13 protein-coding genes, 1 tRNA gene and 1 pseudogene are annotated in these 16,040 nt (G+C 72.5%); 8 read left to right on the plus strand and 7 right to left on the minus strand.

The window, feature by feature from the left end; translation table 11 throughout:
* The first annotated feature begins 191 nt into the window (after nucleotides 1–191).
* On the plus strand, nucleotides 192–1,367 hold the full coding sequence (locus tag BXA11_RS30800; RefSeq protein WP_076440155.1) for an MFS transporter: 1,176 nt from the start codon (nucleotides 192–194) through the stop codon (nucleotides 1,365–1,367).
* Here the strand turns inward: BXA11_RS30800 and BXA11_RS30805 are convergent.
* Together BXA11_RS30805 and selD are read right to left on the minus strand one after the other, a co-directional pair.
* On the minus strand, nucleotides 1,347–1,910 hold the full coding sequence (locus BXA11_RS30805; protein ID WP_076440157.1) for a DUF6886 family protein: 564 nt from the start codon (nucleotides 1,908–1,910) through the stop codon (nucleotides 1,347–1,349). The two genes, BXA11_RS30800 and BXA11_RS30805, sit on opposite strands and share 21 nt — an antisense overlap.
* Nucleotides 1,911–1,964: 54 nt before the next feature.
* The gene (gene selD / locus BXA11_RS30810; RefSeq protein ID WP_076440159.1) at nucleotides 1,965–2,978 is read right to left on the minus strand and encodes a selenide, water dikinase SelD; all 1,014 of its coding nucleotides are present in this window, start codon (nucleotides 2,976–2,978) and stop codon (nucleotides 1,965–1,967) included.
* Between the two features lie 88 nt (nucleotides 2,979–3,066).
* Between selD and BXA11_RS30815 the strand changes: the two genes are divergently transcribed.
* Nucleotides 3,067–3,160, plus strand: a tRNA-Sec gene (locus tag BXA11_RS30815).
* Between the two features lie 206 nt (nucleotides 3,161–3,366).
* On the opposite strand, the pseudogene BXA11_RS30820 reads toward BXA11_RS30815, so the two are convergent.
* Nucleotides 3,367–4,692: pseudogene (locus BXA11_RS30820) on the minus strand (ATP-binding protein); the annotation flags it as partial.
* 162 nt (nucleotides 4,693–4,854) lie between these two features.
* Between BXA11_RS30820 and BXA11_RS30825 the strand changes: the two are divergent.
* Nucleotides 4,855–5,100 carry a hypothetical protein gene (locus tag BXA11_RS30825; RefSeq protein WP_143734604.1) on the plus strand — a complete coding sequence of 82 codons (246 nt, stop codon included), beginning with the start codon at nucleotides 4,855–4,857 and terminating at the stop codon, nucleotides 5,098–5,100.
* 117 nt (nucleotides 5,101–5,217) lie between these two features.
* On the opposite strand, the gene BXA11_RS30830 is transcribed toward BXA11_RS30825, so the two are convergent.
* Nucleotides 5,218–5,979 (minus strand): IclR family transcriptional regulator, encoded by a 762-nt coding sequence (locus tag BXA11_RS30830; RefSeq protein WP_083744692.1) that lies wholly within the window; start codon nucleotides 5,977–5,979, stop codon nucleotides 5,218–5,220.
* 144 nt (nucleotides 5,980–6,123) lie between these two features.
* On the opposite strand from BXA11_RS30830, the gene selA reads away from it, so the two are divergent.
* Together selA and selB are read left to right on the plus strand one after the other, a co-directional pair.
* Nucleotides 6,124–7,413 carry an L-seryl-tRNA(Sec) selenium transferase gene (gene selA, locus BXA11_RS30835; RefSeq protein WP_076440161.1) on the plus strand — a complete coding sequence of 430 codons (1,290 nt, stop codon included), beginning with the start codon at nucleotides 6,124–6,126 and terminating at the stop codon, nucleotides 7,411–7,413.
* Complete coding sequence (selB, locus tag BXA11_RS30840) at nucleotides 7,413–9,212, plus strand: selenocysteine-specific translation elongation factor (protein WP_239105135.1); 1,800 nt, start codon at nucleotides 7,413–7,415, stop codon at nucleotides 9,210–9,212. Before selA ends, selB begins: the two co-directional genes overlap by 1 nt.
* Nucleotides 9,213–9,229: 17 nt before the next feature.
* Here selB and BXA11_RS30845 read toward each other — a convergent pair whose 3' ends face one another.
* The gene (locus BXA11_RS30845) at nucleotides 9,230–9,637 is read right to left on the minus strand and encodes a PPOX class F420-dependent oxidoreductase (protein WP_076440164.1); all 408 of its coding nucleotides are present in this window, start codon (nucleotides 9,635–9,637) and stop codon (nucleotides 9,230–9,232) included.
* A 69-nt stretch (nucleotides 9,638–9,706) separates the two neighbouring features.
* On the opposite strand from BXA11_RS30845, the gene BXA11_RS30850 reads away from it, so the two are divergent.
* Together BXA11_RS30850 and BXA11_RS30855 are read left to right on the plus strand one after the other, a co-directional pair.
* Complete coding sequence (locus tag BXA11_RS30850) at nucleotides 9,707–10,324, plus strand: TetR/AcrR family transcriptional regulator (protein WP_076440166.1); 618 nt, start codon at nucleotides 9,707–9,709, stop codon at nucleotides 10,322–10,324.
* Nucleotides 10,321–11,235 (plus strand): NADP-dependent oxidoreductase, encoded by a 915-nt coding sequence (locus tag BXA11_RS30855; protein WP_076440168.1) that lies wholly within the window; start codon nucleotides 10,321–10,323, stop codon nucleotides 11,233–11,235. The genes BXA11_RS30850 and BXA11_RS30855 overlap by 4 nt, the downstream gene beginning before the upstream one ends.
* Nucleotides 11,236–11,289: 54 nt before the next feature.
* Here the strand turns inward: BXA11_RS30855 and BXA11_RS30860 are convergent, their stop codons facing one another.
* Both BXA11_RS30860 and BXA11_RS45840 read right to left on the minus strand, forming a co-directional pair.
* A complete protein-coding gene (locus tag BXA11_RS30860; RefSeq protein WP_076440170.1) occupies nucleotides 11,290–12,579 on the minus strand; it encodes a cryptochrome/photolyase family protein in 1,290 nt (429 codons plus the stop codon).
* A complete protein-coding gene (locus tag BXA11_RS45840) occupies nucleotides 12,533–13,048 on the minus strand; it encodes a DUF998 domain-containing protein (protein WP_083744693.1) in 516 nt (171 codons plus the stop codon). Before BXA11_RS45840 ends, BXA11_RS30860 begins: the two co-directional genes overlap by 47 nt.
* A gap of 647 nt (nucleotides 13,049–13,695) precedes the next feature.
* Between BXA11_RS45840 and BXA11_RS30870 the strand changes: the two genes are divergently transcribed.
* Entirely contained in the window at nucleotides 13,696–16,002 is a 2,307-nt protein-coding gene (locus BXA11_RS30870) for a hypothetical protein (protein ID WP_143734605.1), read from the plus strand.
* Nucleotides 16,003–16,040 lie beyond the last annotated feature (38 nt).

The following is a 16,040-nucleotide window of genomic DNA, read 5'->3' on the forward strand; positions in this document are numbered from 1 at the left end:
TACACCGGCCGGGGGCGGGCGTTGCGGAGGCGGCATTGCGGAGGCGTGACGACGATGCCCGCTGCACGCCCCGGCTTGCCGACCACCGCCGGCAAGGTGTCTGGTCACGTCCGAAACGTGCCGGTGCCCGCTGCCTCCCCACTGCTTGGCTGGGTGCACGCCCTCCACCCGCACCCTGGCCGAACGGACCCATGTCGACCACCACGCTCACCCGGCCCCGCTCGCCTCTCATCGGCTGGCTCGCCGTCACCTCGCTCATGCTGGGCATCTTCGCCATCGTCACCAGCGAAATCCTGCCCATCGGCCTGCTGCCCGCCATAGGCGCCGACTTCGGCATCTCCGACGGCACCACAGGGCTGACCATGGCCCTGCCCGGTCTCGTCGCCGCGGTCGCCGCGCCTACCGTCACACTGACCACCGCGCGCCTGGATCGCCGTGTGATGCTGTGCGTCCTCATGGGGGTGCTCGCGGCAGCCGATGTGCTGGCCGCAGTGGCGACCTCCTACTGGATCGTGCTGATCTCCAGGGTGCTCGTCGGCCTCACGATCGGCGGCTTCTGGTCCATCGGGGCCGGGCTGGCCGGCCGTCTGATGCCGCCGCACGCCGTCGGCGCCGCCACCGCTGTGATCTTCTCGGCCGTGCCGTTGGGCTCCGTGCTCGGCGTACCGGCCGGGACCTTCATCGGCAACGTCGCCGGCTGGCGGACCGCCTTCCTGGTCTTGGCCGTGCCGGCACTCCTGGTCCTTGTGACCCTGATACTGCTGCTGCCGCCGCTGCCCGCCCATCAGGTCACCAGCCCTCGCGTCCTGCTCGACCTGCTGCGCACCCGAGGTGCCGCCATCGCCTTGCTGGCCACGTTCCTCATCGTCTTGGCCCATTTCGGCACCTACACCTACGTCACCCCCTTCCTCCAGAACGTCACCGGCCTGCCTCCCGCCGCCGTCAGCGCCATCCTGCTGGCGTACGGCATCGCCGGAATCGCCGGCAACTTCCTGGCCGGCAAAGGCACAGTCACGCGGCTGCGATCGACCTTCGTGACCTGCGGCTGCCTGATCGCGGTCACGACCCTGCTGCTGCCCTCGGCCGGCGGCACAACCATCGGCGCCGTGGTGTCACTCGTGGTCTGGGGCTTGGCTTACGGAGGCGTACCCGTCTGTTCGCAGGCATCGTTCATCGCCGCCGCCCCTCGCACGCCCGAAGCCGCGACGGTCGTTTTCACCTCTGCCTTCCAGGCGACCTTCGCCCTCGGCGCGTTCCTCGGCGGACGCGTCGTCGACGCCTTCTCGGTCTCCACCGTGATGATCTGCGGCGGGCTGACCGCTCTTCTCATGGCGGCATCCCTGTGGTCACTCGGCAAACCCCGCTGACTCCTGTGGGCGCCGGGGGCGTGCGTTGCGGAGGCGGATGCCGCTCCAGCCCAGGGAACTGATGGTCACCGCGTCCCAGAACGGCCAGAGGTTGTCCAGCAGCCTGAGCTGGATGCCGGCCTCCTCGTGCAGCCGCAGCAGGTCGCCGACGGGTTCGGGCGGCCCGAGGGGTTCGACGGGCTCGGTGGCGACCACCGCGTTCGGCACCGGCTCCCCGAACGGGACGAACTTCTCCGCCGGGAAGCGGTAGGCGTACAGGCGGACGGTGAGGAACGCCTCCAGCCAGCCGTATTCGATGGCGTGGACGCGCCGGCCGCAGCCCGGCCCGATGATCCGGTGGTGGTCGTCGTCCGTGGTCGCCGGGGTCGTCCAGGCCATGGCCCGGGGACACTGGCGGGGGAACCAGTAGTCGGGACAGCGCTCAGCCGTCACCGCCCAGACGTACGCCTCCGGCTGCCGTGCGGTGGCGGCGACGTGCGGAACGAATCGGGTGATCTCGGGGTCCTCGGAGAAATGCAGCACCTCGCCGGGCTCAGGTCGCATGTCCCGGGTCTACCACGTGACCGCCCGGGGGATCACCGGTGAGCGCGGGCGGCGTCAGGCGAGCCGGATCGCGGCGGGCTCTGCCAGGACGAGTTCGCCGACGATCGGCGCGCCGGGGATCTCGCCGGCGACCAGCAGGCCGCCCGAGGTCTGGGCGTCGGCCAGCAGGAGCAGATCCTCCTCCCCGCACCGGCCCGGGTCGAGGTGGGGGCGCACCCAGTCCAGGTTGCGGCGGGTGCCGCCGCTGACGTGGCCGTCGCGCACCGCCTGCCGCGCGCCCTCCAGGTAGGGCACGGCCGCCACGTCGACCACCGCCGTGACGCCGCTCGCCCTGGCGAGCTTGTAGAGGTGGCCGAGCAGGCCGAATCCGGTCACGTCGGTCGCGCACCCGGCCCCGGCCGCCAGCGCCGCCCGCGAGGCGTCCCGGTTGAGCGTCGTCATGACCTCGACCGCCTGCGGGAACGCCTCGCCCGTCGCCTTGTGCCTCGTGTTGAGCACGCCCACGCCGAGCGGTTTGGTGAGGGAGATCGGGGTCCCTGCCCGGCCCGCGTCGATGCGCAGCAGCCGGTCCGGGTCGGCCAGGCCGGTGACCGCCATGCCGTACTTCGGCTCGGGATCGTCCACGCTGTGCCCACCCGCGACGTGGCAGCCCGCCGCCCGCGCCACGTCCAGGCCCCCGCGCAGCACCTCCCTGGCGAGGTCCATGGACAGCGTCTCCCTGGGCCAGCCCAGCAGGTTCACCGCCACGACCGGTTCGCCGCCCACCGCGTACACGTCGGATAGCGCGTTGGTGGCCGCGATCCGCCCCCAGTCGTACGGGTCGTCCACGACGGGGGTGAAGAAGTCCGCGGTGGCGACGACCGCCCGGCCGCCCTCGATCCTGACCACGGCCGCGTCGTCGCCGTCGTCCAGCCCGATGACCAGTTCGTTCGCGTACGCTGACGGGTCGGGGGCCACGAGCCCGGCCACGATGCTCTCCAGCTCGCCCGGGGGAATCTTGCAGGCGCAGCCGCCTCCGTGCGCCTGCTGGGTCAGCCGGATCCCGGCCCGTTCCGCCGTATCGGTCATGCCGCACCCGTTCTCGCGTCGTCCGTCCGCCACGCCGCCACACGGGCGCCGGCCCGGTCCCTACCCCGTTCCGGTTAGGTTTCTCCCTGGAGGTGTGTGGGCGCCTGGTGGCCCCCGCGGTCTTCAAAACCGACGAGGCCGAGGTCCTCGGCCTGGCGGGTTCGATTCCCGTCCACCTCCGCTCACCCTTCGCCTTCCCCCGTCAGGCCTCCGGCCCCACCTCCCACAACGCGGACATCGGAAGCGCCCGCATCCGATCCCCGAAGGGGAGCGCCTCCGGACCCGCATAGAGGACGTATCCGGCGATCAGCCGGTCGCCGAGCTTGCGAGCGAGTTTCCGAAGCCCTTGAAAGTCCTCGCCGCGAACGGTCTCCGCCGCCTTGACCTCGATGCCGATGATCTCCCCGGATGCCCTCTCCAGCACTCCGTCGACTTCCACTCCATCGCGGTCTCGGTAGTGGTAGAGCCTGACAGGTTCCTCGGTCCAGGTGAGTTGGCGGGCCAGCTCGCCGAGAGCGAAGTTCTCCAGGAGAGGCCCGACCGGGGCGGTGAAGTCCGTGGCGCGGGCGGGAGTGAGCCCTGCGAGATGAGCCCCGAGACCGGAGTCCACTACCAGCAGCTTCGGCGTCGCGATCGCGCGAGTGGTGGCGTTGGAGGACCACGCCGGTATTCGTCGGATCACGTATACGAGTTCGAGCAGATCGACATACCGCTTGGTGGTGGTGTGCGGCAGCCCCAGATCACGGCCGATGTTGTCGATCACGGCCAGGCCGCCCATCCGGCCGCACAGGACGTTGAGCAGGCGACGCATGTCGGCGGGGCGTTCGATGTCGGAGACCTGTCTGACATCACGATTGATCAGATCCGAGATGTACGACTCGAAGAAGCGGGCCCTCCTCCGGTGAGTCGGCCGGTGGACTGCTTCCGGATAGCCTCCTCTCAGTGCACGGTCCACGTAGTCGGCCCGACGAAGGCGCGTCCTCGGGACCTTGAGGTCAGGCCCTTCCTGGAAGGCGGCGTCGACGAAACCATCCGGGCTTCGCTCGATCTCGCCCTGTGAGAGCGGCCACAGCTCAATCGTCTCCGACCGGCCGGGTAGTGCGTCCGGCAGGTCTCGCAGGCCCAGAAGCCGGGCGGATCCCGTTAGTAGGAAGCGTCCAGGCCGCGGATCCGCGTCGACCACGCGTTTGATCGACAGAAGCAGCTCGGGAACGCGTTGGATCTCGTCGATGAGCAGAAGCCCGTCGTGGCGCACGATGCCGTCCGGATCGTTCCGCGCGGCCGAACGTACGGCGGCTTCGTCGAGATAGATCTCGCGAGCCCCGGGCGAGCGTCGCACGATCGCTTTCGCCAGAGTGCTCTTGCCGACCTGGCGGGCACCGTTGATCACGACTACGCGAGTGTCCGTCAGTGCCTCTAGTGCCATGACTTCCACACGCCTGGGATAGAGCGTGAGCTCATCGACGTCCACCAGCTCAGGATAGGGTGAGTGGCCAGATCGGTGGTAGATCTGCCGGTACCTCCGTGGTAGATCTGCCGCAGTAGTTGTGGTGGATCTGCCGAGTGATCTGTGGTGAATCTGCCGGAAGATACGCGGTGGATCTGCCGGAAGATACGCGGTGGATCTGCCGGGTGGGGCCCCGTCGACCGGGGCGGAGCGGACGAGTGGATCGGTCGGCCCCACATCCTCAGGCGCTCCGCATTCGTACACCATCACGATCACGACGTCGGGCAGGCCGGAATCCCTGCGGCATCTGACCGGATTGTTGACGGCGGACCTCGTCAAGACGGCGACTACTTCTTGCAAACAACTGATAACTATGAGTATGGATATCGGATGGCGTCGCAGGCCGCCCGACACCTGATGGAGGCACTCATGGAGTCCACTGTTTGGCCGGTCTACAGCCCGTTCGCGAAGATGCACTTCGGCAAGGGCCTCGAAGCCGGTCGCGCACAGGGCGAGGCGAGGGCGGTGCTGACCATCCTGGAGGCGCGCGGCATTCCTATCTCCGATTCCGACCGCGCTTTCATCAGGGCCTGCACTGATTTGGGCCTGCTGGACGGCTGGGTACGGCGCGCCGCTACCGCGACCTCGGCCGCCGACCTGTTCGCCGAGGAGTAGCCGGGGCTCCTTCGCGAGGGTGCCGGTCAGGAACGTCGGATTGACGCGGTTCGCGAGGCCGCGGCCGGCGACGCCCTGCAGAACATCCGCGGCGCGGTCCACTCAGCGGACCGGGCGTCAGGTGCGGCCGAGGTTGCGTGTGATCTCCCGCGACGCGCGCAGCACGAGTTCGGTGAGCCCGGCCGGCACCGCCGGTCGCACCGCGAGCGCGCTGATCGACGCGACGATCTCGCCGTCCGGGCGCCGGACCGGTACGGCCACGCAGCAGACGCCGGGAAGGACCTCCTGGTGATCGACGGCGACCGAACCCGACCGGCGGACGGACGCCTGGGCCCGCCGCCATTCGGCGAGCGTGAACCCCGGCGGCACCGCGTCGCCGTCCGGTCTCTGCGTCAGCAGCACCCGGCCCGCGGCGGTCGCCTCGGCCAGCTCGGAGCCCGGCAGGACCGGCGGCACCTCCTTGATCTCTCCCCGCGCCGCCGTGATGACCCTGACCCGCTCCCCTTCCAGCACGGTGAGGAACACGACGGTCGTGGTCAGCGCGGACAGCAGGCGCACGGGTTCGCGGGCGGCGGCCCGCAGCCGCGGGTCGGGGTGCCAGGAGCCGCCCAGGCGGGCGAGCCGCTGCCCGACGAAGTAGCGCTGCCCGTGCTGTTGCACCGCGCCGAGGTTCGCGAGCTGCCGCAGCAGGCGATAGGTGGTCGCCTTCGGAATGCCGGCGTCGCGGGCGAGCTCGGACAGACCGGCTCCCTCCTCGGCCGCCGAGAGGACGTCGAGCAGGTGGAACGCCCCTTCGAGCACGCCGCGTCCGTTCGCTGTCCCGGCCCGGACCGCCGGTTCCCGGCGAGGACCGGCGGCGGTGTGGTCCTGCGCATCCATGGGGCTCTCCTCCCGAGGCGGTCACCAGGGACTCGCGGACGAGGACTCCGCCGTTACCGTCGAAATCGGGAGAAGGGTGTCACCCGCCGGAGCGGCGGGGGAGCAGGCCGGGGTGGGCGGGGCACCGCCGCTGTAATTTGAAGTGTGGATCCACGGAGGCGGGTGCCGCGCACCGACGCCGTGCTGGCCGATCCGCGGCTGATCGCCGCCGTCGAGCGGCTCGGCCGTCCGGCGGTCAAGGACGCGGTCGTGAACGCGCAGCAGCGGGCGCGGCAGGGCGAGATCGAGCCGGAGGACGTCGCGGACGTCGCGCTGGCGGCGCTGCCGCGCCACGCCACGAGCCTCCGGCCTGTCATCAACATGACCGGCGTGCTGCTCCACACGAACCTGGGTCGCGCGCCGTTGTCCCCGGCCGCCGTGGATGCGGTGGCGGTGGCGGCGGGGGCGACCGACGTGGAGTTCGACCTGGCGTCGGGAGCGCGGGCGAGGCGGGGACGCGGCGCGATCGAGGCGCTCGCGCGGGCCGTGCCCGACGCCGGAGACGTCCACGTGGTCAACAACAACGCCGCCGCCCTCGTGCTGGCCGCCACCGCGCTCGCCGCCGGGCGGGAGATCGTGATCAGCAGGGGCGAGCTGGTCGAGATCGGCGACGGATTCCGCATCCCCGACCTGCTCGTGTCCACCGGCGCGTGCCTGCGCGAGGTGGGCACGACCAACCGCACCGCCCTGGCCGACTACCGCGACGTGCTCGGGCCGCAGACGGGGTTCGTGCTCAAGGTCCACCCGTCGAACTTCCGGGTCGAGGGCTTCACCGGCTCTGTCGAGGTGGCCGAGCTGACCGGGCTGGGCGTGCCCGTTGTGGTCGACATCGGTTCGGGGTTGCTCGAACGCGATCCCCTCCTGCCGGCGGAGCCCGACGCCGCGAGCGTGCTGCGGGCCGGCGCCGACCTGGTCACCGCGAGCGGCGACAAGCTGCTCGGCGGCCCGCAGGCGGGCCTGCTGCTCGGCCGCCGCGACCTGGTCGAACGGCTCAGGCGGCACCCGCTCGCCCGCGCGCTGCGCGTGGACAAGCTGACGCTGGCCGCGCTCGAGGCGACGCTGCGCGGCCCGGAGCCCCCCGTACGGCAGGCTCTCCACGCCGATCCGATCACCCTCGGGGAGCGGGCCGAGGCGCTGGCCAAGGCGCTGTGCCAGGCGGGTGTGGACGCGGCGGCCGTGCGCGCGGAGGCCACCGTAGGCGGAGGCGGAGCCCCCGGCGTGCGCCTGCCGAGCATGGCCGTGAGCCTGCCGGAACGGCTGGCCGCACCGTTGCGGCGCGGCGAGCCGCCGGTCGTCGGCCGGGTCGAGGGGGGCCGCCTGCTGCTCGACCTGCGCGCCGTGCCGCCGGACCGGGACGGCGAGGTCCTCGCGGCCGTCCTCAAGGCGACCTCCTGATGGCTCCGCGCATGCACGTCGTGGCCACGGCCGGACACGTCGACCACGGCAAGTCGACGCTGGTGCGGGCGTTGACCGGGATGGAGCCCGACCGGCTGACGGAGGAGCGCCGCCGTGGGCTCACCATCGAGCTGGGCTACGCCTGGACGACGCTGCCCTCCGGGGAGCGGGTGGCGTTCGTCGACGTGCCCGGGCACGAGCGGTTCCTCGGCACGATGCTCGCCGGTGTCGGCCCGGTGCCCGCCGTGATGTTCGTCGTCGCCGCCGACGAGGGGTGGATGCCCCAGTCGGAGGAGCATCTGGTCGCGCTGCGCACCCTCGGCGTACGGCACGGCCTGCTCGCCGTCACCCGGGCGGACCTCGCCGACCCCGCCTCCGTCCTGGAGGACGCGCGCGACCGGCTGGTGAAGGCCGGGCTGGGCGAGGTGGAGGCCCTGGCGGTGAGCGGGCGTACCGGCCAGGGCCTCGACGGGCTGCGGGCCGCCCTCGACCGGCTGGTGGCGGCGCTGCCCGCGCCCGATCCGCGAGCTCCGGTGCGGCTGTGGATCGACCGGGCGTTCAGCGTGCGCGGCAGCGGGACCGTCGTGACCGGCACGCTGCCCGCCGGCCGCGTCGAGGTGGGCGACGAGCTGGAGCTGGACGGCGAGCCCGTGCGGGTGCGCGCCCTGGAGTCGTTGAAGGAGCACGTCGAGTCGGTCACCGGGGTCGCCCGGGTGGCGCTCAACCTGCGCGGTCGGATCGCGCCGCAACGCGGGCACGCCCTCGTTACGCCCGGCGCCTGGACGGCGACGAGCCTGGCCGACGTGCGCGTGACGATGGCGGAAGGCGCGCGCGGGCCGCTGCCGGCGCGGCTCACCGCACACATCGGCTCGGCGTCGGTGCCGTGCGAGGTGCGGCCGCTCGGCGCCGAGGCCGAGGGGGCGGCGGCCCGGCTGCGCCTGTCCCGGCCGCTTCCCCTGCACCTGGGCGACACGCTGCTGCTGCGCGACCCGGGCCGGGGGCAGGACGAGCTGCGGGTGCTCGCGCGGGCGACCGTGCTCGACGTGCGTCCCCCGGAGCTGCGCCGCAGGGGGGCGGCCAGGGAGCGGGCGAAGGCGCTGGCGGACGCGTCGGCGGACGCGGCGTCCCTCCTGCGTACGCACCTGCTGCTGCGCGACGGCGAGTTGGCCGCGATGGGCTGCCCGCCGGAGGGGCGGCCGGTGGCCGCCGGCTGGCACGCCGACCCCGATCACTGGTCGGAACTGTCCACCCGGCTGCCCGAGGTCGTGCGGCGATACGCCGCCGATCACCCCTTGGAGCCGGGGATGCCGGTGGAGGCCGCCCGCCACGAGCTGGGCCTGCCCGACCGCCGGCTCGTCACGGCACTCGTACGGCCGCCGTTGACGGTGGCCGACGGGCGGATCACCACGACGGGCCGCGTCGTGGCCGGGACGGCCGGGCTGCCCGCCCCCGTCGCCCGGGCGGTGCGGGCCCTGCTGGACGACCTGGCCACGGCCCCGTTCCAGGCGCCGGACGCCGGGCGGCTGGCCGCGCTGGGGCTCGGGCCACGCGAGCTCGCCGCCGCCGTACGCGCCGGGGCGCTGCTGCGGGTGGCCGAGGGCGTCGTGCTCGCGCCGGGCGCCGACGCACGTGCGGCGGCGCTGCTGGCCCGGCTGCCGAAGCCGTTCACGGTCAGCCAGGCCAGGAGCGCGCTCGGCACCAGCCGCAGGGTCGCGGTGCCGCTGCTGGAACACCTCGACCGCAGGGGCCTCACCGAGCGGGTGGACGAGGTCCACCGCCGCTGCCGGCCTGCCGGCTGACCCGGCTCCGACGGCGCTCACGCCTCCGGGACGTCACGCTTGCCGGCCGAGGGGTTGCCGGGGTCGACGCCGAAGCTGATGATCCGCCGCGGATGGACGCGGATGATCGGGCCGGGCAGCGGGGCGTTCGAGCCGGCGGCTTCGGTGAGCGCCTCGCCCCACCCGCGTATCTCCAGGCAGCGCACCTGCCAAGGATCGACGGACGGGACGTCGTCGACGACGAACGCCACCTTGCCGTTGGCCAGCACGTTGCGGAACTTGCGGCTGGCCGCCATGTCGCGCCCTCCGATGTCGATCGTCCGGAGCTCCTGGTTGTAGCGGAATCCGACCGGGCTCACCTGGAGCGTCCCGTTCGGATGGAGCGTGGCCAGGCGCCCGATCCGCTGACCGCCGAGGTACTCGATCTCGCGCTCTGTGAAGATCATGCCCTCATCCTGTTCAAGTAAGTGATTGATATTTGTCACTCAACCACATGAATGGCTAAGGTGCGGCGCATGGCTTCCTCAGCACGGCGCTCGCCACAGGAGCGCGGGAAGGCCGCGGAACGGACCCGCGAGCGGATCCTGGAGGCGGCGGTCGAAGAGTTCGGCGCGAAGGGGTACGCCGGAGCCCGCACGGCCGCCATCGCGGCGCGAGCGGGGGTCAACCAGCAGCTCATCTCGTACTACTTCGGCGGCAAGCAGGGGCTCGTCGAGGAACTGCGCCGCAGGTGGGCGCGGGCACAGGAGAGCGTGACGCCGCCCGGCGCGACGTACGCCGAGAGCGTGGCCGCCCACCTCGACGCGACGCTGGACGACCCGGATTGGTCCCGGCTCGTGGTGTGGCAGGCGCTGGGGGACGGCTTGGCCGCCGCGAGCGACGACGAATGGGCGGCGGCACAGCGAGACCGGCTGCGCCAGGCCGTGGAGCGGACCCGCAGGCGCCAGGAGGAAGGCGAGATCACCGGAGAGCTGGACGCCGAGTTCGTCCTGCTGGTCGCCTACGCGCTGGCCTTCGCGCCCATCGCGTTGCCCCGCATGGTCGAGGGGATCGTCGGCGCCGATCCGCTGTCCAAGGACTACCGCGAGTGGGTCGTCGGCCAGCTCGCCAGGATGACGAGGAGAGACGCATGAGCAGGACGGTCGCGTTCTCCGCCTACGGCGGCCCGGAGGTGCTCGAGGTCGTCGAGACGGCGCCGGACGAGCCGGGGCCCGGCGCGATCCGGGTCCGGGTGCGGGCGGCGGGCGTGCAGCCGTTCGACGCGCTGTTCCGCGGCGGGGGCGCGCACGCCTACATGCCCGCGACGTTCCCGCAGCGGCTGGGCAACGAGTTCGCCGGTGTGATCGACGCCGTGGGGGAGGGCGTCACCGCCCTGACCGTCGGCGACGAGGTCGTCGGCTGGGCGATGCTCGCGTCGTACGCCGAGCACGTCGTCGTCCCGGCCGGGCAGGTGGTGCCGAAGCCCGCGTCGATGCCGTGGCCGGAGGCCGGGGTGCTGTCGGCGTCGGGGCAGACCGCCGGCACCGCGCTGGAGAGGCTGCGCGTCGGCTCCGGCGACACCCTTCTCGTGCACGCGGCGGCGGGCGGGGTCGGCACGTTCGCCGTGCAGATCGCCCGCGCGCTCGGGGCGACGGTCATCGGCACCGCGAGCGAACGCAACCACGCCTTCCTGCGCGACCTCGGCGTGATCCCCGTGGCGTACGGCGACGGGCTGGCCGAGCGGGTGCGGGCGGCCGCCCCGGACGGCGTGGACGCCGCGCTCGACGCGGCCGGGACCGTGGAGGCGCTCGAGGTCTCGGCGGCGCTGGTGGCCGACCGGACGCGTGTCGGCACCATCGCCTACCAGCCCGCCGCCGACCGGATCGGCGTCCAGCGGCTGGGCACCGAGCGCTCGGTGGACCGGCTCGCCGGGCTGACGGCCCTGTGGGAGAAGGGCGACCTGAAGGTGCGGATCCAGGAGGCGATCCCGATCGAGGAGGTGGCGCGGGCACACCGGCTGATCGAGACCGGCCACACCACCGGCAAGCTCGTTCTGATCTTCTGATCTTCTGCGCGGGCGCTCGGCCTTGGGCGTTCCCGCCGCGGACGAGATGGGTGGTCACGCCCTGAGCTCGCCGCCGAGGGGAGCAGAGGGGTAGCCCGGCACCCCGCCGCGTACCTTCCACGGCTCGTGGACCAGGTCGCCGGGCAGCGCCGCGAGCTCGGGGACGTAGCGCCGCACGTACTCCCCCTCCGGGTCGAATCTCTTCGCCTGGCGCAGGGGGTTGAGCGTGCGGTAGGGCCGGGTGTCGTTGCCCGTGCCCGCGACCCACTGCCAGTTGCCGCAGTTGTTCGGCATGTCGCCGTCGAGCAGCCACTCGGCGAAGTGCTCCAGCCCGGCCCGCCAGTCGATCCCGAGGCGCTTGGTCAGGTAGGAGCCGGTGACCAGGCGCACCCGGTTGTGCATCCAGCCCTCGGCGCGAAGCTGGCGCATGCCCGCGTCGACGATCGGGACCCCGGTCGCGCCCTCCCGCCAGGCGGCCTCCGCCTCCTCGTCGCGCCGCCACTCCACGTTCCTCGGCCGGTAGTCGCGCCGGCCCATGTCCGGGAACGCGTCGACGACCTGGTAGTGGAAGTCGCGCCAGCACAGTTGCCTCACGTACTCCTCGCCGCCCGGTCGTCCGCAGGCGCGATCCACCACCTCGGACGGCGACAGGCAGCCGAAGTGGAGGTAGGCGCTCAGCATCGAGGTGCGCCCCGCCATCCGGTCGCGCGTCTCGGCGTAGGAGGCCAGGCCGTCGCCCACCCACCGCTCCAGCCGCCGCCGCGCCTCGTTCTCCCCGCCCCGCACGACCCCGTACGGCTCGGGGGACGCCTCGGGCAGGAAGCCGGGATCGACGCCGGGCGGCAGGCACAGGCGGTGGGGCGCGCCGAGGACCGGCCGTCTCGCGGTGGCCGACCAGGCCCGCCAGTAGGGCGAGAAGACGCGGTAGTGGCTCCCGCTGCCGGGCCGCAGTGCGCCGGGCGGCACCACGGTCACGCCGGGGAAGAGGCGGAACTCCAGCCGGTGGGCTCGGCACTCCTCCGCCAGGCGCCGCTCCCGCCGCCGCGCCAGCGGGCTGACGTCCTCGCTCGCCCAGATCGCCGTCGCGCCCGTCTCCCCGGCCGTCCGTACGGCGTGGGCCACCGGGTCGCCGTGCCGTACGACGAGGTCCCCGCCGAGCGCGCGCAGGGACGACTGCAGGTCGTGGAGGGACGCGTGGAGGAAGTCGCGGCGGTGCCGGGCCCCGATGGCGGGGTCGAACACGAACAACGGAACGACGCGCCGGGCCACGGCGCACGCCTCGGACAACGCCGGGTGATCATGAATTCGCAGGTCCCGGTTGAACAGCACGACGACGGCCTCCACGCACGTCTCTTCGCGGTTCCGGGCACCGGTGGTTGCGGGTGGGCGGGTAGATCGCCCATCCACGCGCGCCCGACCCGGCGAACACGAAGCAGGCCGCGGTCAGTGCAACGAACGCGACCATGGAGAAGAGGGAGTGGAGAACTCCCTGCCGGGTGCTGTGCTCAAGCCGGTCGGGAGTTCCGGGAGGAAAGCCGCTCACCGGATCCGTAGGGAAGATTCCCCCAGTGACCATGCCGATCGCCCAGACGCCGACCAGGAGCGCGCCCCAGTGTGAGGGGCCGGCACGCCAGAGGCCGACGGCGAAGGCCAGGGAAAGCAGGCCCGCGACGAAGAAGTTGGCTGTCTGGGCCCATCCGCGGTCGCCGATGGCGAGGGAGCTGATCGGATGGCGTCGCGGCCTGTATAGGCGCGTGCGGCGCCTTCGGTGAGGTACGCGACGGTGAAGAGGGGGCCCACGACCAACCCGCAGGCGAGCAGCAGTTGATCAACCATGACGTCAACGTGGGTAGGCGCCGACACGAGCGTCAATGCGAATTGACACGTGCCGGACCGCCTCGTGCCGGGAATTCGCGGAGATCGCGTTTCCGCGACCTTCGGCGGATGTTCCGGGGGACCGCGGCGGAGCTGCTTCACGCCGAGACCGAGCGTGCGCGTGCTGTAATGCCGAAAAAGCATGGAAGGCTGGTTATTCCCCGAAGATATGAAGGCTATTCACATCGGATGTGGCGAACGGATGACGGGTGAAAGGCGGGCATGGAAACGCGTCCGCCGCCGGTTGTGCCCGGTGCGTGAAAACAGAATGAAAGAGCAGGTCATCCGGCCTGTGGCGCGGTTAGTGCAGACATGATCAGTAACTTCTCCAGACAAGTTCGGAGATAGTAACGGCGCTGCGACCGGGCCCCTTTCGGATGACCATATAGGTGTTATTTGCGGCTTATCCTCAACTCAGGATTTCTCTGGTTCTTTTCCTTCCCAACACATCGCAGTCAGTCTAAGATCTCGTTCTATGTATCGGTATGCATCAAGATTTCCTGTTAGGCAAGTGCCATGCCTAAGTCGCAGGGATGCTCTGGCCGAACATGACGCCGTCGTCGTCCTCACCCCGATCCGGTGCGCATGAATCCGCCCGCCGGGGATGTGACGCTCGACCCCGGCCGGGGGATGGCATGGGTGGACGAGCACGGCGCCCACCTCGTCGACTACGCCTCCGGCCACCTCGAGTCCGGCCCCATGCTCGCGGCGGTGATCGCCGCGCTGGAGTCGTGTGCCGCCCGCGAACGGCCCGGGAACGTTTCAGACCGGGCCTGGCTGCTGTCCGCGTTGCGCCGTGAGGTCGCTACCGGCCCGGGACGGGGATTCCTGCCCGGGCCCGGCACCGGCGGCCCCGACCACCTCGCGGTGCGGCGCGCGTGGCGCCTGGCGGACCCGCTGGGCGCGGAGACGCTGCTCCTGCTCTACCGCCACGAACTCCCGCTTCGAGATCTCGTGTACGTGCTCGCGCTGCCGCTGAAGGAGGCCGGCAGGCTCATCGCGCGCACCCAGGACGTGGTGGAGATCCTCGTGAGCGGGCTGGACGGCCTCGCCAGGGGCCGGCCGATCTGCCCGGAGATCGCTCCGCTGGCCGCCGCCGTCTTCCCGGACGAGCACGGCGAGGCGGCCGACTTCGGTGCCGCCCGTACGGCGCTGCTCCGGCACATCGTGACGTGCGTGGTGTGCAAGCGGCCCATCAACATCCGATACACCGTTCCGCAGATCCTCTCCCGCCCTCCGGTCGCCGACCTCACGCCCGAGACCAGGCAGCGACTGCTGGACGCCCTGGGCAGGGCCAGGCACAGGGCCAGGCTCGCTCCGCCGTCCCCTCCGCCGGCCGCTCCGGCAGAGCGGGCGGGCCATCGGCCCCCCTCGTCGTTCGGCATGCCGCTGTCCGCTCCCGTGGACACCGCTCCCGCTCCTGCGCCAGCGCCCGCTCCTGCGGTGGCGCCCGCGACCGCTTCCGCGCCAGCCGTCCCCGCACCGGCGTCCCCTGCGGCGCCTCCGCCCGCTCCGCCGTCGATGCCGGCCGCTTCCGGCCTGTCGCCGGTCGGGTTCCGCGAGGAGTCCCGTCCGCCGTCCCGGGAGAGCAGGGGGGACCGGGAGGGCAGGGGAGATCGGGAGGGCAGGGGGGACCGCGAGCACACGAGACCCGGCCCCCTGGTCCCGCCCGCGCAGCCGGAAGCGCCGCGTCCTACCGGCACCGCGCCGGACGCCGGGGCCGAACCGCCCGAGCGCCCGGTGCGGGCCATCTCCCAGGAGGACACCCAGCCGAGCCTGCCGTGGTCGCCGGGAACGTTGAAGTCGCGCGCCGCGCAACGGCCCAACCCGTTCCCCGGGGCGGCGAGAGGGACGCACCCCACCTCGGGGGAGGGTCCCGCGCTGCCGCCGGGGCAGGACACGCCTCTCTACAACGCGCTCCTCTCGCAGATCAGGGCCAGGGAGGCCCTGGCGCACGCCGCCGAGGCGGTCCCGGCCCCTGTCCCTGCCCCCGCTCCCGCGCTCGTCCACGTCGCCGATGCCGCCCACACGGCGGGCGAGGTGGAGCTCGCCCGCAGACCGCCGGCCGGTGCGCAGATCAGGATCGTCCAGGTTCTGGCCCGGGTCGGCACGCTGCTTCGGGCGACCGCCTTGCGGATCGTCATCGTCGTCGTCGCGGGGGCGGCGGGGACCGTGACGGGAATCAACCTCTTCGCTCCTGCCCCCCAGTCCCAGAGAGGGTCGCCGGAGGCGAGCGCCGTGCAGGCGTCCGCGGATCCGGCGGGAACGGGGACGGGCGCGAACCCCGCGGCGGCCGGTGGAACGGACGGCGCGGCGGCCGGGGGAACGGACGGCGCTGCGGCGGGCGGCACCACGACCGGCGGCACCACGAGCACGGCCACCGGCACGCCGCAGGTCACGGTGACCGCGACCGCCGCTGGGGGCGGCACCGCCGGGGGCGCCGCGCAGCCCGGCGGACAGAGCACGGCGGCCGGGGGCACTGCGCAGCCCGGTGGACAGCAGGGCACGGCGGCCGAGGGCGTCACTGGCGAGGGTGCCACGCGGTCCGGCGGGCAGGGCGCCGCTCCCGACACCCCCGCATCTCCCGGCGCGTTCCTGATGGGCGCCTGGGGTGTGCAGGCGCCGTCCGTCGTCACACTCGACGCGTTCGGGAGGGGGACCCTCACTCTCTCGACGACCTCTGGAAAACCCGTGAAATGGCGGATATCGGCTCCCGGCCTGATGGTCGAGCCGTCCAGCGGAACGCTCAAGCCCGGGCACACCGACGTGCTCACCGTGCGCGCGTTGCGCGTCCGCTACTGGTGCGGGGTTCCCTCGCCCGTGACGGCGCCGCTCGAACTGCACGGCCCGAAGGGCAAAGGCACCGCCACCGTGCGATGGAGCACCTGCTGACCGCCCCTGTTTCCTCCTGTCCTCGGTGAAAGGACCCG

It is taken from the genome of Microbispora rosea (assembly GCF_900156315.1).
GTDB lineage: Bacteria > Actinomycetota > Actinomycetes > Streptosporangiales > Streptosporangiaceae > Microbispora > Microbispora rosea.